This window comes from Paenibacillus sp. SAFN-117 (assembly GCF_051966115.1).
GTDB lineage: Bacteria > Bacillota > Bacilli > Paenibacillales > NBRC-103111 > Paenibacillus_L > Paenibacillus_L residui.
On the sequence record NZ_JBQCLK010000022.1, the window covers coordinates 56,572 to 79,426 of the forward strand.

20 protein-coding genes are annotated in these 22,855 nt (G+C 54.2%); 1 reads left to right on the forward strand and 19 read right to left on the reverse strand.

Annotation, left to right across the window (positions count from 1 at the left end; translation table 11 throughout):
- Positions 1 to 37 precede the first annotated feature (37 nt).
- From ilvN to ACTHRH_RS15440, 7 genes are all read right to left on the reverse strand, one after another.
- The gene (gene ilvN, locus ACTHRH_RS15410; protein ID WP_144933532.1) at positions 38 to 520 is read right to left on the reverse strand and encodes an acetolactate synthase small subunit; all 483 of its coding nucleotides are present in this window, start codon (positions 518 to 520) and stop codon (positions 38 to 40) included.
- Complete coding sequence (gene ilvB, locus ACTHRH_RS15415) at positions 517 to 2,262, reverse strand: biosynthetic-type acetolactate synthase large subunit (RefSeq protein ID WP_144933533.1); 1,746 nt, start codon at positions 2,260 to 2,262, stop codon at positions 517 to 519. Before ilvB ends, ilvN begins: the two co-directional genes overlap by 4 nt.
- A gap of 1,148 nt (positions 2,263 to 3,410) precedes the next feature.
- Positions 3,411 to 3,698 (reverse strand): stage VI sporulation protein F, encoded by a 288-nt coding sequence (locus ACTHRH_RS15420; RefSeq protein ID WP_144933534.1) that lies wholly within the window; start codon positions 3,696 to 3,698, stop codon positions 3,411 to 3,413.
- Between the two features lie 334 nt (positions 3,699 to 4,032).
- Positions 4,033 to 6,084, reverse strand: a complete 2,052-nt coding sequence (recG, locus tag ACTHRH_RS15425) for an ATP-dependent DNA helicase RecG (protein ID WP_440416390.1) — start codon at positions 6,082 to 6,084, stop codon at positions 4,033 to 4,035.
- A 5-nt stretch (positions 6,085 to 6,089) separates the two neighbouring features.
- Positions 6,090 to 6,947, reverse strand: coding sequence for a DegV family protein (locus tag ACTHRH_RS15430; protein WP_379285368.1), 858 nt, complete (start codon positions 6,945 to 6,947; stop codon positions 6,090 to 6,092).
- 37 nt (positions 6,948 to 6,984) lie between these two features.
- On the reverse strand, positions 6,985 to 8,721 hold the full coding sequence (locus ACTHRH_RS15435; RefSeq protein ID WP_144933537.1) for a DAK2 domain-containing protein: 1,737 nt from the start codon (positions 8,719 to 8,721) through the stop codon (positions 6,985 to 6,987).
- A gap of 19 nt (positions 8,722 to 8,740) precedes the next feature.
- Positions 8,741 to 9,100: an Asp23/Gls24 family envelope stress response protein gene (locus tag ACTHRH_RS15440; protein WP_144933538.1), complete on the reverse strand. Its 360-nt coding sequence runs from the start codon at positions 9,098 to 9,100 to the stop codon at positions 8,741 to 8,743.
- Between the two features lie 193 nt (positions 9,101 to 9,293).
- Between ACTHRH_RS15440 and rpmB the strand changes: the two genes are divergently transcribed.
- Positions 9,294 to 9,482 carry a 50S ribosomal protein L28 gene (rpmB, locus tag ACTHRH_RS15445; protein WP_144933539.1) on the forward strand — a complete coding sequence of 63 codons (189 nt, stop codon included), beginning with the start codon at positions 9,294 to 9,296 and terminating at the stop codon, positions 9,480 to 9,482.
- Between the two features lie 71 nt (positions 9,483 to 9,553).
- Here rpmB and spoVM read toward each other — a convergent pair whose 3' ends face one another.
- From spoVM to coaBC, 12 genes are all read right to left on the reverse strand, one after another.
- On the reverse strand, positions 9,554 to 9,634 hold the full coding sequence (spoVM, locus tag ACTHRH_RS15450; RefSeq protein ID WP_010269764.1) for a stage V sporulation protein SpoVM: 81 nt from the start codon (positions 9,632 to 9,634) through the stop codon (positions 9,554 to 9,556).
- A 399-nt stretch (positions 9,635 to 10,033) separates the two neighbouring features.
- Entirely contained in the window at positions 10,034 to 10,306 is a 273-nt protein-coding gene (locus ACTHRH_RS15455; protein WP_144933540.1) for a hypothetical protein, read from the reverse strand.
- 2 nt (positions 10,307 to 10,308) lie between these two features.
- Positions 10,309 to 10,974 carry a ribulose-phosphate 3-epimerase gene (rpe, locus tag ACTHRH_RS15460; protein WP_144933541.1) on the reverse strand — a complete coding sequence of 222 codons (666 nt, stop codon included), beginning with the start codon at positions 10,972 to 10,974 and terminating at the stop codon, positions 10,309 to 10,311.
- Entirely contained in the window at positions 10,974 to 11,882 is a 909-nt protein-coding gene (rsgA, locus tag ACTHRH_RS15465) for a ribosome small subunit-dependent GTPase A (RefSeq protein ID WP_440416394.1), read from the reverse strand. Before rsgA ends, rpe begins: the two co-directional genes overlap by 1 nt.
- Positions 11,883 to 11,884: 2 nt before the next feature.
- Positions 11,885 to 13,942 (reverse strand): Stk1 family PASTA domain-containing Ser/Thr kinase, encoded by a 2,058-nt coding sequence (gene pknB / locus ACTHRH_RS15470; RefSeq protein ID WP_440416396.1) that lies wholly within the window; start codon positions 13,940 to 13,942, stop codon positions 11,885 to 11,887.
- A gap of 7 nt (positions 13,943 to 13,949) precedes the next feature.
- A complete protein-coding gene (locus tag ACTHRH_RS15475; RefSeq protein WP_144933544.1) occupies positions 13,950 to 14,708 on the reverse strand; it encodes a Stp1/IreP family PP2C-type Ser/Thr phosphatase in 759 nt (252 codons plus the stop codon).
- Between the two features lie 6 nt (positions 14,709 to 14,714).
- A complete protein-coding gene (rlmN, locus tag ACTHRH_RS15480; RefSeq protein WP_440416398.1) occupies positions 14,715 to 15,764 on the reverse strand; it encodes a 23S rRNA (adenine(2503)-C(2))-methyltransferase RlmN in 1,050 nt (349 codons plus the stop codon).
- A gap of 224 nt (positions 15,765 to 15,988) precedes the next feature.
- The gene (gene rsmB / locus ACTHRH_RS15485; protein WP_440416400.1) at positions 15,989 to 17,365 is read right to left on the reverse strand and encodes a 16S rRNA (cytosine(967)-C(5))-methyltransferase RsmB; all 1,377 of its coding nucleotides are present in this window, start codon (positions 17,363 to 17,365) and stop codon (positions 15,989 to 15,991) included.
- Between the two features lie 21 nt (positions 17,366 to 17,386).
- Positions 17,387 to 18,334 (reverse strand): methionyl-tRNA formyltransferase, encoded by a 948-nt coding sequence (fmt, locus tag ACTHRH_RS15490; RefSeq protein WP_144933547.1) that lies wholly within the window; start codon positions 18,332 to 18,334, stop codon positions 17,387 to 17,389.
- 7 nt (positions 18,335 to 18,341) lie between these two features.
- Complete coding sequence (gene def, locus ACTHRH_RS15495; RefSeq protein ID WP_440416402.1) at positions 18,342 to 18,818, reverse strand: peptide deformylase; 477 nt, start codon at positions 18,816 to 18,818, stop codon at positions 18,342 to 18,344.
- A 52-nt stretch (positions 18,819 to 18,870) separates the two neighbouring features.
- On the reverse strand, positions 18,871 to 21,384 hold the full coding sequence (gene priA, locus ACTHRH_RS15500) for a primosomal protein N' (protein WP_144933549.1): 2,514 nt from the start codon (positions 21,382 to 21,384) through the stop codon (positions 18,871 to 18,873).
- Positions 21,385 to 22,596 (reverse strand): bifunctional phosphopantothenoylcysteine decarboxylase/phosphopantothenate--cysteine ligase CoaBC, encoded by a 1,212-nt coding sequence (coaBC, locus tag ACTHRH_RS15505; protein ID WP_440416418.1) that lies wholly within the window; start codon positions 22,594 to 22,596, stop codon positions 21,385 to 21,387.
- Positions 22,597 to 22,855 lie beyond the last annotated feature (259 nt).

A 22,855-nucleotide genomic window follows, 5' to 3' on the forward strand; every position in this document is an offset into this window, starting at 1 on the left:
CAGATTCACAAGTCTGTGCAGTTTGTCATCTTACCCGTTAATGCGTTCCTCTGGATATGGCGGTCGCTCCGGTACAGGTCAGCTCGACAATGCCATATGGCCTCATTAGCTCCGTCATCGCCTGGACTTTGTCCGCATCTCCCACTATCTCGATAACCATCGTATCCGATGATACGTCGATAACGGAACCGCGGAACGTCTCGACAACCCCGAGGATCTCCGGACGGTCAGCCGGCTGCACGTTCACTTTGAGAAGAGCGAGCTCCCGCGACACCATCGGCTTCGCGCTAAGCAGCCTTACTTCCAGGACGTCAATCAGCTTCAGCAGCTGCTGCCTGATTTGCTCCAGCGTCCGTTCATCCCCTGTGGTCACCACAATCATCCGCGACAAACCGGGCTCTTCGGATGTGCCTACGGTAATGCTCTCGATGTTAAAACCTCTGCGCCCGAACAGTCCGGCCACGCGCTGCAGTACCCCTGGCAAATCATTGACTAGAATGGATACCGTATGCTTGTTCACTGTTCTCCCCCCAATATCATTTCGTTAATGGCTTTGCCCTGAGGAACCATCGGGAATACGAATTCTTCCTGGGAGACAACAAAGTCAATGAGCACCGGCCCCGGGATTTCCATCGCTTCCTGCCATGCCCTCCGCGCTTCCTCCTTGCTTGTCGCCCGCAGTCCCTTGATCCCGTAAGCTTCCGCCAGCTTGACGAAGTCCGGACTTCCTGCCAGATCGCAATGGCTTAATCGGCCTTCATATACGATTTCCTGCCATTGCCGGATCATTCCCAGCACCCCATTGTTAATAACGACAATTTTAACAGGGATCTGATGAATCGCGCAGACTGCCAGCTCCTGGGCACACATCTGCATTCCTCCATCTCCGTTGATGGAGATGACCAGTTTATCCGGATTACCGATCTGGGCCCCCATGGCCGAAGGCAGGCCAAATCCCATAGTTCCAAGGCCTCCGGATGTAATCAGTGAGCGAGCTCTCCGAAACGGGAAATATTGAGCGGCCCACATTTGGTGCTGTCCAACATCGGTTGTGACAATCGCTTCTCCTCCGGTCATTTCCCCAATCATTTGAATCACATATTGAGGCTTCAGTTCTTGCTCCGAATCTTTGTAGACGAGAGGATATTCGATCTTCATCTGCTGGATGCGGCGGAGCCACGATTCCGCTCTTGCCGCCCGCTTCGCCTTCCGGTTCGCTAGGTTCAATACGGCCTTAATGTCGCCGACCACCGGATACTGCGTCTTTACATTCTTGCCGATTTCAGCCGGATCAATATCGATATGGGCAATCGCTGCGTGTGGTGCGAACCCGTCCAATTTCATCGTTACCCGGTCGTCGAACCGGGCTCCGATCGAAATGATCAAATCGGCCTCCGTCATTGCCATATTGGCGGTGTAAGTCCCATGCATCCCGGGCATTCCCATCGACAGCTCATGCCCGCTCGGGAAGCCTCCCAAGCCCAGGAGCGTCGTCGTCACCGGAATCTCCGTCCGGCTGACGAATTCCAGCAGCTCGGCGGAGGCGTCGGCGTATACTACCCCTCCGCCCGCGAGAATGACCGGGCGCTCCGCCTGTTCAATGGCATCCAGCAATGCATCGATCTGGGCCTCGTCCGCTTCTGCAACCGGCCGATAACCGCGGATGCTGACCGTCTCGGGATAGACAAATTCGGCAAGAGCGGCGGATACGTCCTTGGGAATATCAATGAGCACCGGTCCCTTCCGTCCTGTATTGGCAATGTAGAAGGCTTCCCGGACCGTCCGGGCCAGGTCCTCAACGTTCCGGACGAAATAGCTGTGCTTCGTAATAGGCATCGTAATACCCGTTATGTCCGCCTCCTGAAACGCATCCGAACCGATCAGCGGACTCGGAACATTACCCGTTATAACTACCAGAGGAACGGAGTCCATATAGGCCGTAGCGATTCCCGTGACCAGGTTGGTCGCCCCGGGGCCCGAAGTGGCGATGCAGACGCCCACCTTGCCGGTGGAACGGGCATAACCGTCAGCCGCATGGATCGCTCCTTGCTCATGCCGCGTCAGCAGATGCTTGAAATCCGGATTGCCGTGCATGGCATCATAAATGTAGAGAACGTTGCCCCCGGGATAGCCGAATACGCACTCGACCCCTTCAAGCAATAAAGACCTTAACAAAATTTCAGAACCGGAAATACGGTCGGGCTGCAGCAGCCGGTTGCGGAGATCCGCTGTCGAGCCTGCCTCGGAATAAACGATACTCATGAAACTCATCCTCCTCATTCATACTGTTTTTTATCGATAAAATGCCCCCACAAACATACACGACCTGTCGGTCAAATGTGGGACGTTGTGCCGAGAGGCGAAAGGGTGGCTTGATACGGAAATTGCTGTATTATCGCAGACTTTTCACTGGAGTGCTCGGGATCGATTCAAGATAGGCGTATAATCGCAGGAATTTGTTCCCGCTTTAATACGTCTAAATCTTCCTCTGAGAGCTGCCGCTCTTGCCGACTTTCCAAATATATAAAAAAACCTTCCGTCCCCGCGCTCTAATGCGCTGCGGGACGAAAGGATTGCTCGCTTCCGTGGTACCACCCGGATTTACCGGCACTTTCGCAAGTTCCGGCCTCCAAGGGTTGGAATCAGCCCCTGCCGGACGTCACGACAGGAATGAAGATTCCAACCCGGCACGGTAACGGGTGCCAACCGTCTTGCCCTACTACCTTCGGGCATGAAGCTCCGAGGTGACATCGTCGTAAAGGATTATGGCGCGGTCTCAGCTTCTCCGCCGCTCTCTGTACATAAGAGCCTCTGCGACTTTATCCTCTTCACAGCTTGTTCTGCTATTCCTCTGTCCGGATCGAAATAAAGCCCCTCACAATGTGACATATGGCCATCTAAGCTTATTCCGTCCGACAACTGACAGGGCCGCCGTCTAACCTTCGGCCGCTCCTTCTGACTTTACTTCGAAAGTGGTTTAATCCCTACATTGCAGGGAGCCCCCGGAATTACAAATTCTAAATGAATAAAAAAAACCTTCCGTCCGCACGCTTATTCAAGCGCAGCGGGACGAAAGGGGCTCTCTTCCGTGGTACCACCCGAATTCACCGTCATCTTGCGATGCCGGACTCGACAGGTCGAAGCTCCCGGAGGTTAACCCGGTTTAAGCTTCTACCGATGCACGATAACGGGTGCCAATCGTTCCTTCCTACTGCACTTCGTTTCGGAAGGAAAGCTCCGAGGCGACATCGTCTAAAGGATTATGGCAGTGGTTTCAGCCGTTCCACCGCTCTCTGGCAACATAAGAGCCTTTAACACTATAACCTCTTCATAGCTGTCAATATGAATGAATAAAGCTATTATAAGAAAATTCCCTTAATTCGTCAATCCTATTCATTTCGCAAAGATGGTTAACGAAACATCCCCCATAATTTGATTAAATGAAAGGTGTTGTTGGGATCTATTTTCTGCGCCAGGACAAAATTAACAATTTGACTGGATTGTTTCTCGGACAAATTTTCGCCTAACACCTTGGCAATCCGGCTCAGCAGCCCTCTGACCTTCGCACGGTCTTGAAGATCATGTTTATTAACTCCATGGAGCACGGCTTTAACGCGCTCCTTGACCAACGGATTTTTCATCTTCATCTTGACGCGTTCCACCAATTCCCGGTCAATGCCATATTGCTGGTAGCTCATCTTCTCCCCTCCACAGAAAAGTCATTCTCTATTCTATGTCGGTTTTCCGCCGAATGTGCCTATTACCCGCTAACTTCTTCGTCATTCTTCGCCCGCACTCCCGTTTTTCGACCGGCTAAGGAAGATGGACCTTATATCATTACCATAAACAAACGTGCAACGACAACGGACACCAATAACTTTATTCTTTGGCCGGCCAAGCTCATTTCGCTTGTTTTGACCCGAATAAGTGCATTGGTGTCCGTTAAAATTGACGCATATTAGCTTCGGCCGAAAAAACAGATTCGGCCTATATTTAGAGCAGGGAGCCGTACCTTCTATCGAACCCGCCCTTCTAATCGAACGGGCGGCCGCCAAAGACCTGCTCCCGCTGCAAGTAATCGCGAAGCGGCAAGTAACGCGCAGCCGTCCAGAACTCCGACTGGGCGACAAGCTTGGCCGCATCTTCTCGCGCATACTCCAGAATTTCATAGTCGCTCATCAGATCCGCCACCTTAAATTCAGGCAGGCCGCTTTGTTTCGTTCCGAAGAAATCGCCCGGCCCTCTAATTTCCAAATCCCGGCGCGCGATTTCGAAACCATCGTTAGTCTCCGTCATGACCTTGAGCCGTTCCCGGCTGACCTCGTTCTTCGGATCGGCAATCAGTATGCAATAAGACTGATGCTCGCCCCGCCCGACCCGGCCGCGGAGCTGGTGAAGCTGGGACAATCCGAACCTGACCGCATCGTATACCACCATAAGAGTGGCATTAGGGACGTCGACCCCAACCTCTACGACCGTCGTAGATACCAGCACCTGAATCCGGTTATCGCTGAATTCAGCCATCACCTGTTCCTTCTCCTGGTTGGACATTCTGCCGTGCAGAAGTCCAACCGACAAATCGGGAAAATGATAAGTAAGCTGTGCGTGAACATCAATCGCATTCTGCACGTCTAGCTTGTCCGATTCTTCGATTAATGGACAGATGACGTAGGCCTGACGGCCCGCGGCCGCTTCTTTCCGGATAAAGCGCAGCACGCGCTCCAGCATATCGTGGGGTACGGAGTAGGTTTTGATCGGCTTGCGGCCTTTGGGCAGCTCCTTGAGCGTAGATACATCCATATCGCCAAAGGCAGTAATCGCCAGCGTGCGCGGGATGGGAGTTGCCGTCATCGTAAGAACATCGGGGTTAAGCCCCTTGCGGCGCAGTATGCTCCGCTGGTTGACCCCGAACCGGTGTTGCTCGTCGGTAATCACCAATCCGAGACGGCGAAACACAACGTCCTCCTGAATCAGCGCATGGGTGCCGACGACAATGTCGGTCAGCCCCATCTGTATGGAGGCCAGTGCTTCCCGCCGCTGCTTCTCGGTAAGGCTTCCTGTAAGCAGCGTAACCTCGATGCCGTATGAGGCGAACATCTTCTCCAGCGACCGCTTATGCTGCTCGGCCAGGATTTCCGTCGGCACCATCAGCGCACCCTGAGCCCCCGCCTTCACCACGGCAAACAGGGCGACAGCCGCCACTACCGTTTTACCCGAGCCGACATCTCCCTGAAGAAGCCGATTCATCGCATAGGGTTGTTTAAGGTCGTGCAGGATTTCGGCAACTACCGTTTTCTGAGAATCGGTAAGCACGAAGGGCAGAGAGCGGACGAACTGCTTCACCGCCTGGGAATCTACCGGATGGGCCATCCCATCGGATTTACCCCGGTTCAAGGCACGGAAAGCTTGCATTTTCAACTGAAAAAGAAACAATTCCTCATATACGATTCGTCTCCGCGCCTTCCTGCCCTCCTCCCAATCCTTCGGCTGGTGGATAAGAGAGAAGGCCTCACGCCGGGATATGAATCGATAGCGGGCAACCAGTTCCTCCGGCAAAATCTCCTCCACCCACTGCCCATATTCCGCTAAGACTTGACGGATAGCTTTGCGCAGCCAATTCTGGGTGATTGGCCCGGCCACCGAATAAACAGGCTGCAGCGTACCTGTTCGCGAAGCTCCGCCCCGATCTGGGAATTCGTGCTCCGAAACGGTTATCTGCAGCCTGGCCTGCTCCCACTTGCCGGTGAGAACAATCCTCGTACCGGACGTCAGTTGATCCTTGATAAAATGCCTGTTAAACCAGACCGCCGTAATCACCACCTGATCGACCAACACTTTACAGGCCAGGCGGGACTTCTTGCGGCCGTACATCTGTACCAGGGGAACCCCATATACCGTTCCCTCAATCGTAATCTTCTCGCCGTCCTTGACACCGGCTAAATCCCGGATATGGTAATCTTCATAGCGATAAGGAAAATATTCCAGAAGGTCGTATGCTGACTCTATGCCAAGCGCCTTAAGGTCTTCCGCTTTGCGGGGACCTACTCCGCGTACTTGACGGACAGCCAATTCCCTGAGATCCATAACGGCTACACCGGCAGCATGAATACCGCTACCGTCCCCGGACCCGCATGCGTGCCAATGACCGGTCCAATCGACGTATAGGACAAATGCTTCACTTGGAAGTGGCTTTGAATGAGCGAGCTCAACTCCTCGGCCGCCGGCAGGGAGTTGGCATGAGCAATAATCGCCCGCACGTCCTTCCCGGCAAATCCGTTTTCCTTCAGCAGTTCGATAATCCGGGCCATCGCCTTCTTCTGTCCTCTGGCCTTCTCGATGGAAGTAACCTCTCCTTCATCATCGATCGACAGAATCGGCTTGATATTTAACAGTGATCCCAGGAATGCCGCCGCTTTCCCGATTCGGCCGCCCTTCTGCAAATATTCCAGCGTATCGACCAGGAAGAACAAGCCAGTGCCTTCCCGCGTCTTGCGGATTAACTCCAGGCAGTCCTCCTTGCTCTTGCCGGCCTGAGCCGCTTCTGCCGCCGCCACAGCAAGCAGACCGAACCCGTAGGACGCGGACTTCGAATCGATAATCGTAATATCCGCCTGCTCCTCCAGCAGAGACTTGGCCAGAACCGCAGACTGGTAGGTTCCGCTCATTGCGGAAGACAGATGAATGGAAATAATTTGCGCTTCGGGGTCTTCTGCCAATATTTTCTTGTACATGTCGAGAAAATCGACGGGCGAAGGCTGGGAAGTCGTAGGCAGGGTATTCGATTGGGCCAGCAATTCATAAAACTGCTGCGATTGGATCGTCACCGCATCCACATAGGTTTCATTCCCGAAATGCACTTTGAGAGGCACCATTTCTATTCCGAGTCTCTCCCGCTCCTCGACGGGAATATCCGCGGTGCTGTCTGTTACGATGCGAACTTTACTCAATCCGTTCACCTTCCCATTTATCGATATCAAACGTTCATTACTCTACGGAAAATAAATAGAAATAGAGCGGCTGTCCCCCGGAATGAATTTCAATCTCCACCTCCGGGTAGGCTTCCTCCAAGTAAGCTTGAATGGCGGATGTCAAATCGTCCGTTGCCTCTTCTCCGGCCAACAGCGTGACGATTTCTCCATCCTCGCTAAGCATCTCGTCCAACAGCTGCTTGCAGGTTTCCAGCAGATCGGGCTTGGAGCTGACAATTCTGCCATCGAGAATACCGAGGAAATCCCCTTCGTTAATCTCCATTCCGTCTATGGAGGAATTACGCACCGCATGGGTTACCTGGCCTGAGCGGACCCGACTCAAGGCATCTTCCATCGCCGCCGCGTTCGAATCGGCATCGGCTCTTTCCTGGAAGGCCAGCATCGCAGCCATTCCCTGCGGAATCGTCTTCGATGGTATCACAACGACTTGCTTGTCCTCCACCAGGTCTCTGGCCTGCTGGGCAGCCATCACAATATTGGAATTGTTGGGCAGAATAAATACCGTCTCCGCCGGCACCTTCCGGATAGCTTGAACGATATCCTCCGTACTCGGATTCATCGTCTGGCCGCCGGCAATAATCTCATCCGCCCCCAAGCTTTCGAAGATGTCGGATATTCCTTGCCCAACGGATACGGCGACGAAACCGTATGGACGGAGCTCTTCCGCCTCCACTTCTTCTTCCGCGGGTCTCTCCTCTTCTTCGGCTTTAGGCGAAGCATAGGTCGTGTCGGATTCGTCAGCGTGAAGGAGATGGGAATGCTGTTCGCGCATATTCTCAATTTTAATCCGGGTCAGATCGCCGTAATTCATGGCGTAATTCATTACTTCTCCCGGATATTCGGCATGAATATGAATTTTGACCAGATCGTCATCGGCCACAACGAGCAGGGAATCCCCGAATTTCTCCAGATCCCGGCGGAATTTGCTCTCCTCAAACTGATACCCGGGAACCTTCCCCGGCACAAGATTGACCATGAATTCGGTACAGTAACCAAACTCAATGTCTTCCGTGGCCAGCTTCGACTGGGCATTAGCCGCCTCGTGCAGCGATTGTCCTGCAGGCTGAACAGCCTTGTCCCTCGCTTCGGGTTCCGCATCGTAATCGAAATCCCCGGTAAGAGCGGCAAGCATTCCCTCATAGATCAAAACGAGACCTTTGCCCCCGGCATCTACAACTCCCACCTGTTTAAGCACCGGGAGCATGTCCGGAGTCCGGTTCAGCGTCTCCTCCGCCTTGTTCAGCACTTCTCGCATCAAATCTGCCAGATCATCGGTCCTCCGTGCATAAGACAAGGCATGTTTGGCTGCTTCACGGGCTACGGTCAGGACCGTGCCTTCCACAGGCTTGACCACCGCCTGATAAGCGGTATCCACCCCTTGCTGGAGAGCCTGGGCGAACTGCTGTGCGTTAACCGTGTCCAGATCGTGAACCGACTTGCCGAATCCGCGAAAAAGCTGGGAGAGGATGACGCCGGAATTCCCGCGCGCCCCCATCAGCAAGCCTTTGGAAAGGGCCTCGGCCGACTTGCCGACATGATCGCTCTTCCTTCTCTGCAGCTCTTCGATGCCCGATGACATCGTTAAATTCATATTGGTGCCGGTATCGCCGTCCGGCACAGGAAATACATTGAGTGCGTTTACCATGCTGACATTGCTCTGCAGCCGCGCAGCTCCGGACCTCATCATATGAATAAAATCCGTACCGTCTAGAAAATTAAAGCGCTTACTCAAACAAATTCTCCTTCCTGGGCTAGCGGGTTACACGAACTCCCTGTACAAATATATTAATATGATTAACCTGAAGCCCCACAATATCGTTCAGCACATACTTCACCCGGTTCTGGACGTTATGAGCGACTTCCGATATTTTAGTTCCATAGCTGACAATAATGTACAAGTCAATTTGCAGTTCGTCCTGATCCCGTCTCACTTCCACGCCTCGACTTAAATTCTCCTGGCCCAACAGCTCGGAGATACCATCCTTCAACTGCTTGCGGGAAGCCATGCCGACGAGACCATAGCAGTCCAGAGCAGCGGAACCCGCTATGACGGCAATTACTTGATCATCTACATTAATGCTGCCGTATTCGTTAGCTACTTTAATTGGCATGTGAACCACCCTTTTCCGAAAATATTAGGGACTAAGTCTCATTGTACTATAATAAATACAAGAAATAAATGCAAATCGGCGTTTTTCTGCCGTTGACTGACAACTTTCTGCTATGCTATCATATTGTAGTATGTTCATCTAACGAGATTGATGATTGTGGACGTTGTTTGAAGGCGTCAGAGGAGGTGGAATCATGGCTCGCAAATGCTTCATTACTGGTAAATCGCCGAAATCGGGACATCATGTATCCCATGCCAATAACAAAACCAAACGTACCTGGGGAGTTAACGTGCAGAAAGTAAGAATCCTCGTGGACGGCAAGCCGAAGCGTGTCTATGTCAGCACGCGCGCGTTGAAATCCGGCAAAGTTACCCGCGTATAATCAATAAGCTCTAATAGACAAAAAGCACCTTTTTACGAGGTGCTTTTTTTTTCGCCCGAAAGAAGGTATGATTAATTTTTGCTGAAAGTATTCAGGATTGCTTTGACAAACCCTCCTAAAAACTTCGGGAGTTTGATCGTATAAAATTTCATTCCTACCCCTCCTAACCAGTTTGTCACCGAAACGGCTTCGAAACGATCCTTCTTACGGCACCGCCCGCTTCCATCCCCGTCTTCCTTGTGCCTAATCATTACTATTACTATATTCCGCCTACGACAAAAAGTGCCTGGCCGAACCTGAGTGCTCCAGTTTTTTTTGTGTCCCGCTGCGAGGATAACGGCTTCGCCGGGTATTCAATAGACGACAGCCCGTCGGTCAATCAAATTTCGGGGACCCCGGTCATACTCATGCTTTTTACAGCCATCCGAATAGAGACTCCTCTTCGCCCGCCATCAGCTTAGCTTCCGAATGGGCATAAAAAGGGGTTACAAAAGCCACCCGGCTTCTGTAACCCAGTATATTCCGCTATTCGACTCATGATTCCTGCTGTTTCACTGTACCCCTTCCAAAAATTGCGGCGGGACATACCATCCGTTGGCATAAGCAAATAATACGTAGGTAGGAGGCAGCAGGAAGGAAAATACCAATGTCAACAAAATAAAGGCTATCTTCGGCCCCTTCGTTTCATAGGATTTAAAGACATAAATCCCGATCAGGACAGCACCGAGCGAGAAAAAATGCTTATAAAACCCGGACATAAAGACAAAAACCGACATTAAGCAACCGGCAGCCAGACTGAGCAGAAACAGCAGCAATTTTCGCATCGTTAACGCTCCCCTGCCGAACGAATGCGGCGGATCGCCGCGGCGCGGTCCGGCATCCCGAATACCGCGCTGCCGGCCACCAGCACGTCGGCTCCCGCTTCAGTCACTAGCGGCGCCGTTTCCTCGTTGATCCCCCCGTCGACTTCGAGGGCGATCTCCCGTCCGGTCCGTTCAATCCTGCGGCGTAATTCACTGATTTTGGGCAGCATGGAATGAATAAAGCGCTGTCCGCCGAAGCCGGGGTTGACCGTCATAATCAATATAAGGTCCGCTTCCTCCAGAACATGGTCCAGAACAGACAGCGGAGTGGCCGGATTCAGCGCGATTCCCGCTTTGGCCCCTTCCTCCTTGATCATATGAAGAGTGCGGTGGAGGTGCGGACAGGTTTCGGCATGGACGGTTATGTAATCCGCCCCCGCTTTGGCGAAGGCGGAAATGTAGCGCTCCGGCTTCTCGATCATCAGATGGACGTCCAACGGCAGAGAGGTGCCCGGACGGATCGCTTCCACAATGAGGGGACCGAGCGTCAGATTAGGAACGAAGTGCCCGTCCATCACATCCACATGAATCCAGTCTGCCCCTCCCTTTTCCACTATGTCGATATCCTCTGCCAGCCGGCCGAAATCGGCGGAGAGAATGGATGGTGCAATTCGCAGCTTCCCCAACATCAATACCTCCGTTTTTTGTCCCTGATTTCCGTAAGGAAAGTCAGGTAATGATTGTATCGCGTAGAAGCGATTTCATCAGCATCGACCGCCTCGCGGACTTTGCAGCCCGGTTCATGCTGGTGCAAGCAGCCCCGGAACCGGCAGCCTTCGGAATAGCTGCGGAATTCCCGGAAGCAATCCGCCAATTGCTCCGCTTCCACATTCATGAAATCAAGCTGGCTGAAGCCGGGAGTATCCGCTACCCAGCCATCCGGCTCCAGTGCAATCAGCTCCACGTGGCGGGTAGTATGCCGGCCTCTTCCCAATCTGTGGCTGATTTCACTCGTCTCCAGACGAAGCTCCGGCTCGAGCGCATTAAGCAGCGAGGACTTGCCCACACCCGACTGCCCGGCGAAGACGCTGATCCTCCCCTGCAGGCGGGTGCGGATCTCCTCCAGGCCGGACCCGGCCAGCGCGCTGGTCGTCACGATCGGATAGCCGATCGATTCGTACAGGCTTCGAATATCGCCGAAGCCCGAATAGGAATGAACCGTGCCGGCCGCAAGCAAATCGTGCTTGGTGAACACAAGCACCGTCTCCAGTCCGGCACTTTCCGTATGAACCAGAAATTTATCCAATAGCGGCAAGCTGATGGCGGGCTCGGCCACAGAGAAAACAAGAATGGCCAGTTCCACATTGGCTACCGGCGGTCGGATCAATTCCGTGGAACGGGGGAGGATTTCGTCTATCGTTCCTTCCCCGTTCTCCGTCAGCCCGTACACGACCCGATCCCCGACAAGAGGGCTTATATTCCTCTTCTTGAAGATCCCCCTTGCCCGGCATTGGATCCGGTCGCCCTCGCGGGCCTGACCGTCCGGCAGCACATAATAGTAGCCGCTCAGCGCCTTGACAATCATCCCTTGCGGCATCCTCATTGCCCTCCTTGTTCCGGCGGATTGGCGGATTCGTTCGGCTGCGGTGTCGCCGCAGCGGATTGATCGCCGGCAGGATCGGGAGTAGGAGTCGGGCTGGCCTGATTGAGCTTCATCCCTTCCTTCTGCTGCAGATAGTCGTTATAGGTGACCGTCTTCGTGTCATAGTGCTGGTCGTTGCGGAACATCTTAATGACCGCATTCCGCTCCTTGGTCACGATCACCGGAACATTCAGCAGTTCCGGCTTCGTTATATCGAAGGTCCGGTATTCGTAATTCTCATATTGGGCATCGGTAATAACGATCCTGAACGACGACGCACTGCCCTCTTCTTCCGGCTTAAGCTCCGGCAGGGTGACGAGCATCTGTCCCGCATCCTCCGGAGGGCCTGCGCTGACATAATAAATAATGTTGTTCGTTCCCGATTCGACCTCCTGCCCAGGCTTGTAGGGCCATTGATCGAATATTTTCCCCTTAGGCTGCAGGAAGGTATGCTGCTCGGTAATTCCTTCCTTCCCTTTCACCCTGCTCAGGTTCTTCTGGAGCAGAATGGCATCTGCCTCTTCTACTGTTTTTCCGGTTAAATCAGGCATCTTGTGCTTTTCCTTGCCCAAGCTGACTACGATCTTGATCTCTACCTTGGCCGGGTCAAACTCCTCGTCCGGCTTCGGGGACTGCTCCAGAATGGTGTCCTCCGGCTGATCGTCATACCTGGTGGTTACATCAATCTGCGAATCGTCAATACCCATCTCCTTCAGCGTCTTCTGCACGTCCTTCCACTTCTTGCCGACGTAATCGTCCAAGGTCTTCAATTCAACCCCGTGGCTTACGGTAAGCGTGACTTCACTTCCTTCGACCAGCTTCATATTTTTGTGGCTCTGGTCAATGACATGGTCCTTCTCTATCGTATCGCTGTTTTCGTAAGTAATCTTTGGAGTGAGGGAGGCCTCTACCAACATTGCCTCGGCTTTTTCTACGTGCTCGCCTACTACATCCGGTACGAGAACTTCCTTGACGGCAAACTGCGCCTTCACATAGTAAATCCCTGCCAGCAATCCCCCGACCACGACCAGGAAGACAATCGTCCATATCCAGGGGGCAGCCCTTCTGCGCTTCTTGCCCTCCGGCTCGGAATCCTCTTCGAAACGGTCGGAACGGATCGCCGGCACTACCTTGGTCTTCTCGTCATCGTCACCGTCATCCATGTCGGGATCGTCCAGCTTCGGTTCGTTCCTCCGCTCCGGAAGCAGGCATGTCTCGAGATCGCTCAGCATCTCCACCGCCGATTGATAGCGCTGCTCCGGCTTTTTGCGCATCGCCTTCAGAATGATATTCTCCACGCTTTGCGGGATGAGAGGATTCACCTTGCGCGGCTCTTCCACGTTCTCCTGCAGATGCTTAAGCGCCACGCTGATCGGACTGTCCGCGAGAAATGGAAGCTTCCCCGTCAGCATCTGGTACAATACTATGCCAAGCGAATACAAATCGGACTTCGCCCCGGCAGCAATCCCCTTGGCATGCTCAGGAGAGAAATAATGAACTGATCCGACGACGGACCCGGTTTGGGTAATACTCGACGAAGTTCCTGCCCGGGCAATTCCGAAGTCGGTTACCTTCACCCGGCCGTTCTTTCCCATCAGAATGTTATGGGGTTTAATATCTCTATGAATAATTTCATTCGCATGAGCATGGTCCAGAGCATCGCAAATCTGGGAAGCGATGTGAACGGCTTCCTCAACCTGAAGCGGAGCTTTCTGCTTAATCAGATCATTCAGCGTCATCCCTTCCACATATTCCATAACGATGTAGTGGACGTCCTCATCCTGCCCGACATCATAAATGCTGACGATGTTAGGATGAGACAGGGCCGCTGCCGACTGCGCTTCCCGGCCGAAGCGATGGATGAACTCTTCATCGTGAATATACTGCTGGCGAAGAACTTTAACGGCTACATGGCGATTGAGCAGCAGATCATGGGCTTTGTAGACGAGCGCCATTCCACCCCCGCCCACTCTCTCTAGGATTTCATATCTCCCACCGAGTATCTGACCTGTCACTTCTCAATCACCTCGCTTCCCCCGAAGGATTGGGGTCGTTGGCCATCAGAACCACGGTAATATTATCGTCTCCGCCGGCTTCCAGCGCCTTATGAACTAAGCGGTCAGCCTTCCCGTCCAAATCGGCATCCGATTTCAGAACGAGTTCAAGCTCCTCCTTGGGCACGGCTCCGCTCAATCCGTCCGTACAGATCAGGACAATATCTCCGTCGGACCATTCCGTCTGAATAATGTCCACATCCACCTCAAGCTCGGTCCCAAGCGCCCTCATCAAAATATTTCTGCGCGGATGCCGCTCGGCTTCCTCCTCCGTAATTTGGCCCGTTCTGATCAGGACGTTGACCAGCGAATGGTCCTCGGTCAATTGCCGGAAATGACCGCCCTGCAGCAAATACGCACGGCTGTCGCCGATATGCCCCAGAATCAGGCGCTCCCGGTCGGCCAGCGTAACGATGGCTGTCGTTCCCATACCGCTGTATTCCACCGTTCGCGATGCCGCTTCGAAAATCGTGCGATTGGCCTCAAGCACGGCTTTTTTGACCGTTTGCCCGCATTCCTCGGGGCCCGACCCCGGCTGCAGAGTACGGACGAGAGATTCCTGAATGGTCTCAATGGCCAACTGACTGGCGATATCGCCGGCTTTATGACCGCCCATGCCATCAGCGACAACCGCCAGCGCATAACCGTTACAATCGGCCATCACCGCGGCGCGATCTTCATTCACCATCCGAATCCGGCCGACATCGCTTCGGTTAGCTATCCTCATTCTTCATCACCTCTTACTGGTCTCCAAATGCTTCGCGCGAAGCTGTCCGCAAGCGGCAGCAATATCGCTTCCCTGCTCCCTGCGAATCGTTGTGTTGATCTTATGCTTCTCCAGAATGCGCTGGAATGCAAAGATGTCTTCCCGCGGCGTGCGGACAAATTTACGCTCCACGACATGGTTAACGGGAATGAGATTGACATGGCAAAGCGGGATTTCCTGCAGAACCTGTGCCAATTCCTCCGCATGCTCCGGCTGATCGTTGACCCCGCCCATCAGAGCATATTCGAAAGTCAGCCTCCTGCCCGTTTTGTTCACATAATATTTGCAGGCCTCGATCAAATCTGCGAAAGGATACCGCCGATTGACGGGCATTAGCTTGGACCGCAGCGCATCATTCGGAGCGTGGATAGAGATTGCGAGACAGATTTGTGTCTCCTCATCGGCAAATCTGTAAATATGGGGGACAATGCCGCTGGTCGATACCGTAATATGACGCTGTCCGATGTTCAAGCCTTTATTATGGGTCATGATGCGAAGGAAGGTCATCATCGCATCATAATTTTCGAACGGTTCCCCGATTCCCATAATGACGATGCTGCTCACTCTTTCTCCGACTGCATCCAGAAGCTGCTGCGCCTTGACGATCTGCGCCACGATCTCGCCCGGGGCGAGATTCCGCTTCAGTCCGCCCAGGGTGGAAGCACAGAAGGTACATCCGATCCGGCAGCCTACCTGCGTGGTCACACATACACTGTTGCCGTAACTATGCTTCATAATAACCGTCTCGATAGCATGCTTATCCCCAAGCTCGAACAGAAACTTGACCGTGCCATCTTTGGATTTCTGCTGGGCAATCTCCTTCAAGGTGACAAACTGGAATTCCTCTTCCAGCTTCTCCCGAAGGGATTTGGGAAGATTGGTCATGGCCTCGAAGGACACTACTCTCTTGACATACAGCCAGTCAAAAATTTGACCCGCGCGAAAGGAAGGAAGCCCGTTCTCTTTCATCCACTGCTGCCAGCCTTCCCATGTTAAATCATATACAAATGGTTTCATTATAGGATCACAACCTGTTTTTTCAAATATTGTTGCTAATCCCGTCTATTTTATCATAAAAGTTGGGATGGAAACACTTTTGCTGTCTGATCTGTTCTTACAGCGATAAGGACCACCTTATCAAAGTCGGAACTGCGTCCGTCGGAATGCAATGGGGATGACACGGCGCAAGACATAGAGATAGAACAAGTGCACCTTTATTCAGGTACACTTGTATGCAGTGGTCAGGCCTTTTTTTGCAGTCGGGCAATAAAAAAACCGTCGCTGTTATAATCTTGGGGAAGCAATTGCAGCATGCCTTCCCGCCACCTGCTTTCCGGCAGGTGCAACGGCTCTTGGGAAGGCGTCCATGCCGCCACAGAAAATTCCGGATGACGCTCCAGGAAGGAACGGATCTGCCCTTCATTTTCATTATATTCGATCGTGCAGGTGCTGTAGACAAGAATTCCGCCCGGCTTCAAGAGCGGATGCACCGCCTCCAGCAGCTCCTTCTGAACCCGCGCTACAGCATCGGTCTCGGACTCGCTTTTGGCCCATTTCAGATCCGGCTTGCGGCGGATCACTCCCAGTCCCGAGCAGGGAGCGTCCAGCAGAATGCGGTCGAATGTGCCGGGCGGGAAACGTTCGTTCAGCTTTCTCGCATCCGTAACGACGGTATGAATGCAGGTAAGCTGCAGCCGCTCAGCCTGCTCACGAATCAGCTTTTCTTTATGCTCATGAACATCGCAGGCGATCACTTCCCCATCGTCGTTCATTCTTTCCGCCAGATGGGTCGTTTTGCCGCCGGGGGCTGCGCAGCAATCCAGCACCTTCATGCCCGGCGAAGGCGCCACCGCATCCGCCACGAGCATGGAGCTCTCGTCCTGGATGGTCAATTGGCCGCTTCTATACCATTCGGTATCGGCCATATTTCCGGCTTGCTCTACTACAATGCCGTCGCCGGCCAGCCGCGATGGCTCAGCCTTCACCCCAGCCTCCCTCAACCGCTCCACCATTTGGTCCCGGCTGCTGCGCAGGCTCTGGACGCGAACGCTGGAGCTGGGAGCGGAATTGTTGGCTTCACATATCCTCTCGGCGGTTTCTTCGCCATACTGCTTCACCCAGCGCGCCACCATCCATTCGGGATGGGAGGTCGTAAGCGCAATCCGCCGAACCGGGTCCTCCAGCTCAGGGAGAACAAGCCGGTCCGCCTGGCGCAGAACATTCCTCAATACGCCGTTAACCATCCCGGAAATGCCTCTGTGGCCTTTTTTCTTGGCTAGGTTGACCGCCTCGTTAACGATAGCATGCGATGGGACACGGTCCAGATAATACAGCTGATAGAAGCTGACTCTCAACAAATTCCGCACCCACGGCTCCAGCTTGTCCAGCCCTTTGCTGACAAATTGCCCGAGGAAGTAATCAATCGTAGACCGGTGCTGGATAGTCCCGTAGACAAGCTCTGTCGCAAAGGAAGCCTCCAGGCGGTCCGGCTTATGTTTGCGCAGCATCTGGTTGAGCAGCAGATTGCTGTAGGCCCTTTCCCGGTCTACGCGTGTAAGGATATCCAGAGCGAGCTCACGGGCGGTTGGCTTTGCATGGGCAGGATGGGTTGGTTTCACCCGCGACGCCTCCTTTTATTATCATTCGCCCAGAACGGTGCCGGGTAGCAGTTGTGTTCCCCTTAACACCTGAGCGACTTCCATCGCCTTCTTGCCTGCGGGCTGAATGACCGTCAGCCACAGGCTTCCCTGGCCGGTAGCCACCTCAATCCCTTCCGGAAGAGCCTGAAGTATAGTCCCGGGTGCGGCCGCCGATTGCTTCTCCTGCACATCAGAGGCAGGCTTGCGGCTGGCCCAGATCTTGAGCACCTCTCCGTTCCAGGTTGTGAACGCTCCGGGCATCGGATTCAGGCCGCGAATTTGATTGTACAATTCCGCAGCGGGACGGCTCCAATCGATCCGCTCATCCTCTCTGCGGATATTCGGGGCCAGAGTCGCCTGTCCATGATCCTGGGGCACAGCCTGAATGCGCCCGGCCAGCAGATCGGGAAGCGTGCGCTTCAGCAGATCGGCTCCGGCCAGACTAAGCTTATCGAATAACGTACCGGCGGTGTCCTCATCTTCTATCGGAACCTCCACCCGGCTGATCATATCCCCGGTATCCAGGCCCTCCGCCATATACATAATGGTGACTCCCGTTACCTTCTCTCCCCGCAGAATCGCATGCTGAATCGGCGCTCCCCCGCGATACTTGGGCAGCAAGGAGGCATGCACATTAATACAACCATGCCGCGGGAGCTCCAGCAGCGATTTGGGCACAATTTGTCCATAGGCCGCCGTTACAATCAGGTCCGGCTCGAGATCACGAATCTGCCCGACCGCCTCTGCCGCGCGGATTCGCTCCGGCTGCAGCACGGGAAGCCCATGGGCCAGGGCAACTTCCTTAACCGGAGGAGCGGTCAGCACCCGTTTGCGGCCCTTCGGCCGGTCCGGCTGGGTGACCACCGCCTTGACCGGATAATTATTTTCCAGCAGCATCTTTAAAGAAGGGACGGCGAAATCCGGCGTCCCCATAAATACGATATTCAAGTCAGCCTCAATCCCCCTCTTCCGATTCGCTGCGGTACGTCTTTTCAGCCAGATCGGTGAACAGGACCCCATTCAAATGGTCGACCTCATGCTGGATGCAGCGGGCCAGCAAATCGGTTCCTTCCAGCTCGAATTCCTCTCCGTTCCGATTGAGCCCCTTCACCTTTACTCTCTGGGAGCGGCGAACATCGCCGGTCAGCCCCGGAATACTCAAGCACCCTTCCGGTCCGAACTGCTCTCCTTCTCTCTCAATAATTTCCGGATTGATCAGCTCGATCAAGCCGTTCTCGTCCCCGACATCCATGACGATGACTCTCTTCAATATTCCGACCTGGGGAGCAGCCAGACCGACCCCTTGGGCGTCATACATCGTCTCGGCCATATCGTCCAGCAATTTGTGTATGTTCGGGGTTATTTTGGGAACCGGCTTAGCTTTTTCCCTCAGTACCGGATCCGGATCTTTAACTATGATGCGCAATGCCATAGGAGCACCATCCTTTATTCAAGTTCAAACATCATGTTCGCCCATCCGCCCGCTACATTAGTAAATACGGGTCGACATCCACGCTGATTTGCAGCCGTTCCTGCCTGACCAGATCGTCGAAGGAGGAGACCGCTTCGCGGACGCGTTCGGAAACAGACGTATCTTTCCGATATTTTATCAGACATTGAAACCGATATCTATCTTTGATGCGGGAAATGGGAGAGGCTACCGGCCCCAATACTTCCATATCCGACAGGACTCCGGTACGGGCCGCTTCCGCAGAGGCCATCTCCTTCACCCGGGCGGCGAACGTTTCCGCCGTTCTGACGAGCAGAGGAATCTGCTCATGCGACAATGTCACCAGGATCATCCGGCAGTACGGAGGATAATCCCTCAGCTTTCTCATCTCCAGCTCGGTGTGCACGAAGGAATGAAAGTCATGCCGACTGGCACATTGAACGCTGTAGTGCTCGGGAGTGTATGTCTGCACGAACACTTCTCCGGGCAGATGATGCCGGCCTGCCCTGCCCGCCACTTGAGTCATCAGCTGGAAGGTTCTTTCCGCCGCACGGAAATCCGGCAGATTGAGCATCGTATCCGCCGCAATCACTCCTACCAATGTCACGTTGGGGAAGTCAAGGCCTTTGGCTACCATCTGCGTGCCCAGTAGGACATCCGCCTGCTGGTTGGCAAATTGGGTCAGCCATTTCTCATGGGCTCCCTTCTCGCTGGTCGTATCAATATCCATCCGGATGACGCGGATTCCAGGGAACAGCTTGGCGAGCTCTTCCTCCACCCGCTGGGTTCCGGTCCCGAAGTAACGGATATGCTCGCTTGCGCAATTAGGGCAAACTTGGGCCTGCCTCTCGGCATAGCCGCAGTAATGGCAGCGAACCGCCTGCGAGCTTTGGTGATAGGTCAATGAAATATCGCAATGAGGGCAGCTTAGCGTATATCCGCAAGTGCGGCACATGACGAAAGTGGAATAACCTCTGCGGTTAAGCAGCAGAACCGTCTGTTCCTTGCGCTGCAGCCGCTGTTCGATAGCGTTGTATAACGGCCGGCTGAACATGGAACGATTGCCGTCCTTGAGTTCGCTTCTCATATCTACAATATGCACCGGAGGCAGGGGGCGTCCTTCCACCCGGTCCTTCATGACCAGCAGACGATACTTGCGGCTGGCCGCCAGGGCTTCCTCATCCGCATCCGGATGATCCGGCTTCTCTTCCGCCGCTCTCGCATAGCTCTCGAGCGAAGGGGTGGCGGAACCCAGCACCACCGCCGCACCGAAATAACGGGCCCTACGAATGGCCACTTCCCGTGCATGATACTTGGGACTGTCTTCCTGCTTATAGCTCGATTCGTGCTCCTCATCGAGAATGATCAAGCCAAGTCTGGTGAAAGGGGCAAAAACCGCAGAGCGCGCACCGATGGCCACCTTCACTTGACCAAGCGTAATTTTGCGCCACTCATCATATCTTTCTCCTTGTGACAGACGGCTGTGCAGAACGGCCACCTGATCGCCAAACCTTCCCTTGAACCTCTCCACCATCTGGGGAGTCAGAGAAATCTCCGGAACGAGCACGATGGCTTCCCTGCCGAGGTCAAGGCACTGCTGAATGGACTGCAAATAGACTTCCGTCTTGCCGCTTCCGGTAACCCCATGCAGCAGAAATACCCGGTGAACAGAGTTCGTCAGGGAACGCGAGATCGAGCCGAACACCTTCTCCTGTTCCGGTGTGAGAGGCAGCGGGGCCGTCCGCCGGAAGTCCCTGTCCGCATAGGGGTCGCGGAATACTTCCACCTCCCGGATCGAGATCCAGCCTTTATCCGCCAATCCTTTGACCGTGCCGGCCCCGACCCCGAGCTTCTTGGTCAATTCCGCGAGCGGCACCGGATGCGGGTTGCTTCGCAGATAGTCGAGCACATCCTTCTGCCGGGCCGCCCTGGCCGGAAGCTCTCCCGCATACTGCTCCAGCAGCTCCGGCGGTTCGGGAGGATATACTGTAAGCAGCTTCTTCCGGCCGACCCGGTCGCGAATCGAATTCGTCTCGCTGAACCGGCCTTTGCGTATCTGCTCCTTGATCCATTCTCCCTCTCCCGGATAGCGTTGGATGAGGTCATCCAGCGGCACACTGCCCTTCGCTTCCAAATACCGGATCAACTCGAGCTGCCGTGGAACAAGAAAAGCCAGCTCCGACTCCTCATACGGTTCCAGCCGTACCAGCCGCTCGTATTTCGCTTTCAGTGCACCCGGAATCATCGCTTGCAGCGCGGTAATTTCATGGCATAGATAGGTGCGGCTGATCCAGCGCCCCAGCTCCACCAGCTCCGGAGTCAGCGGAGGGTGGGCATCCAGAACACCCGCAATATCCTTCAGTTTGCCGGCGGCCACGTCGGGCCGTTTCGTCAAGTCGACGACAAAGCCCTGAACCGTGCGATTGCCGAATGGAACACCTACCCTGCTGCCTACTTCCACCCACGGAATCAGCGCAGGGGGAACGAAATAGTCATAAGGGCGGTTCGTCTGCCGGGAGGGCACATCGACAATAACCTTGGCATACATTTAACGCTTCCCTCCCGCAGATGGGAGGCGTTCCGCCGCGAGCTTCAGCAGATGCCGGGCGACCTCGCGCTTGGACAGAATCGGCAGCCGCTCCACATTCCCGTCCTTGTCCAGCAGAGTAACGATGTTCGTATCCGTACCGAAGCCGGCTCCTTCGAGAGTGACATCGTTGGCCACCATCAAATCGCAGTTTTTGCGACGCAGCTTGTCCAGACCGTTCGCCTCCAGATCATTCGTTTCCGCGGCGAAGCCGATGACGTACTGCTTGGTTTTCCGCTCTCCGATTTGTTGCAGAATATCCGGATTTTTGACCAGCCGGATGGTCATTTCCTCGTCTTTCTTCTTGATCTTGACGGGGGAGGCTTCAGCCGGACGATAATCGGCCACAGCGGCCGCCTTGATAACAATATCGACGTCATTCAGCCTTTCCATAACAGCCGATAGCATATCCAATGCGGAAACAACCGGAACGAACTCCACTCCTTCCGGTCTGGGCAGAGAGGAAGGTGCGCTGATCAGAACGACCTCCGCCCCCATCCCCCGGGCCTCTTCGGCAACAGCATAGCCCATCTTGCCGGAGGAATCGTTCGACAGGTAACGAACCGGATCCAGCCTCTCCACTGTCCCGCCGGCCGTCACCAGCACCTTCTTGCCCTGCAGGGGAAGATCCGGCTGCAGCATAGCAACGATCGCTTCATAAATCTGCTCCGGCTCCGCCAAACGGCCTTTGCCCACATAGCCGCATGCTAACTGGCCTTCTCCGGGCTCGATAAAGCGTACCCCCCGTTCTCGAAGGGTTTCCATATTGTTAAGCACCGCCGGGTGCTCGTACATATGTACATTCATCGCGGGGGCGGCAAGAATGGGGGCCGTCGTAGCCAACAGTGTCGTGCTTAACATATCGTCCCCGATGCCCAGTGCCATCTTGGCTAATATATTGGCCGTAGCGGGAGCGATAACGACCAAATCCGCATGATCGGCCAAATCGATATGGGAAACAACGGACGGGTCCTTCTCCTCGAACGTATCCGTCATGACATGATGCCTGGAAAGAGTCTGAAACGTTAACGGCGCTACAAACTTCACAGCCGATTCGGTCATGATCACTCTGACATCGGCCCCAGCCTGCGCGAGCTTGCTGCACAGCGATACCGCTTTGTAGACAGCAATCCCGCCGCTTACGCCCAGCAGAATCGATTTCCCTTTCAAAATCATGCTTCTCATCCTTTCTCCACGTCCATTATAATCCGGCAAACCAGACAAGCTTCCTTCGTCATAAACATTATCTAGGCATTCCAGGCAGCAAGGATAAACGGCCGTCGCCGTCCTTTGGACAGGCGCGTTTACCGATGAAATTTAAGAACAGGTATATGGCGAAACTTATAATTTTTTAAAATAAGCACCCAAAAAGTGACGTGCCGCCTCCGAAGCATATTCTGTCCGCACCCTACCGGGGTTGGCGTTTAAACCA

What these genes read in the sequence shown, in the direction of transcription:
- ilvB (WP_144933533.1), bottom strand. Translation starts at nt 2,262, where the DNA reads ATGAGTATCGTTTATTCCGAGGCAGGCTCGACAGCGGATCTCCGCAAC.
- ACTHRH_RS15420 (WP_144933534.1), bottom strand. Translation starts at nt 3,698, where the DNA reads ATGAGCTACCAGCAATATGGCATTGACCGGGAATTGGTGGAACGCGTC.
- recG (WP_440416390.1), bottom strand. Translation starts at nt 6,084, where the DNA reads ATGGATCTCAGGGAATTGGCTGTCCGTCAAGTACGCGGAGTAGGTCCC.
- ACTHRH_RS15440 (WP_144933538.1), bottom strand. Translation starts at nt 9,100, where the DNA reads ATGCCAATTAAAGTAGCTAACGAATACGGCAGCATTAATGTAGATGAT.
- rpmB (WP_144933539.1), top strand. Translation starts at nt 9,294, where the DNA reads ATGGCTCGCAAATGCTTCATTACTGGTAAATCGCCGAAATCGGGACAT.
- spoVM (WP_010269764.1), bottom strand. Translation starts at nt 9,634, where the DNA reads ATGAAATTTTATACGATCAAACTCCCGAAGTTTTTAGGAGGGTTTGTC.
- ACTHRH_RS15455 (WP_144933540.1), bottom strand. Translation starts at nt 10,306, where the DNA reads ATGCGAAAATTGCTGCTGTTTCTGCTCAGTCTGGCTGCCGGTTGCTTA.
- rpe (WP_144933541.1), bottom strand. Translation starts at nt 10,974, where the DNA reads ATGTTGGGGAAGCTGCGAATTGCACCATCCATTCTCTCCGCCGATTTC.
- rsgA (WP_440416394.1), bottom strand. Translation starts at nt 11,882, where the DNA reads ATGCCGCAAGGGATGATTGTCAAGGCGCTGAGCGGCTACTATTATGTG.
- ACTHRH_RS15475 (WP_144933544.1), bottom strand. Translation starts at nt 14,708, where the DNA reads ATGAGGATAGCTAACCGAAGCGATGTCGGCCGGATTCGGATGGTGAAT.
- rlmN (WP_440416398.1), bottom strand. Translation starts at nt 15,764, where the DNA reads ATGAAACCATTTGTATATGATTTAACATGGGAAGGCTGGCAGCAGTGG.
- def (WP_440416402.1), bottom strand. Translation starts at nt 18,818, where the DNA reads ATGGCATTGCGCATCATAGTTAAAGATCCGGATCCGGTACTGAGGGAA.
- priA (WP_144933549.1), bottom strand. Translation starts at nt 21,384, where the DNA reads ATGTATGCCAAGGTTATTGTCGATGTGCCCTCCCGGCAGACGAACCGC.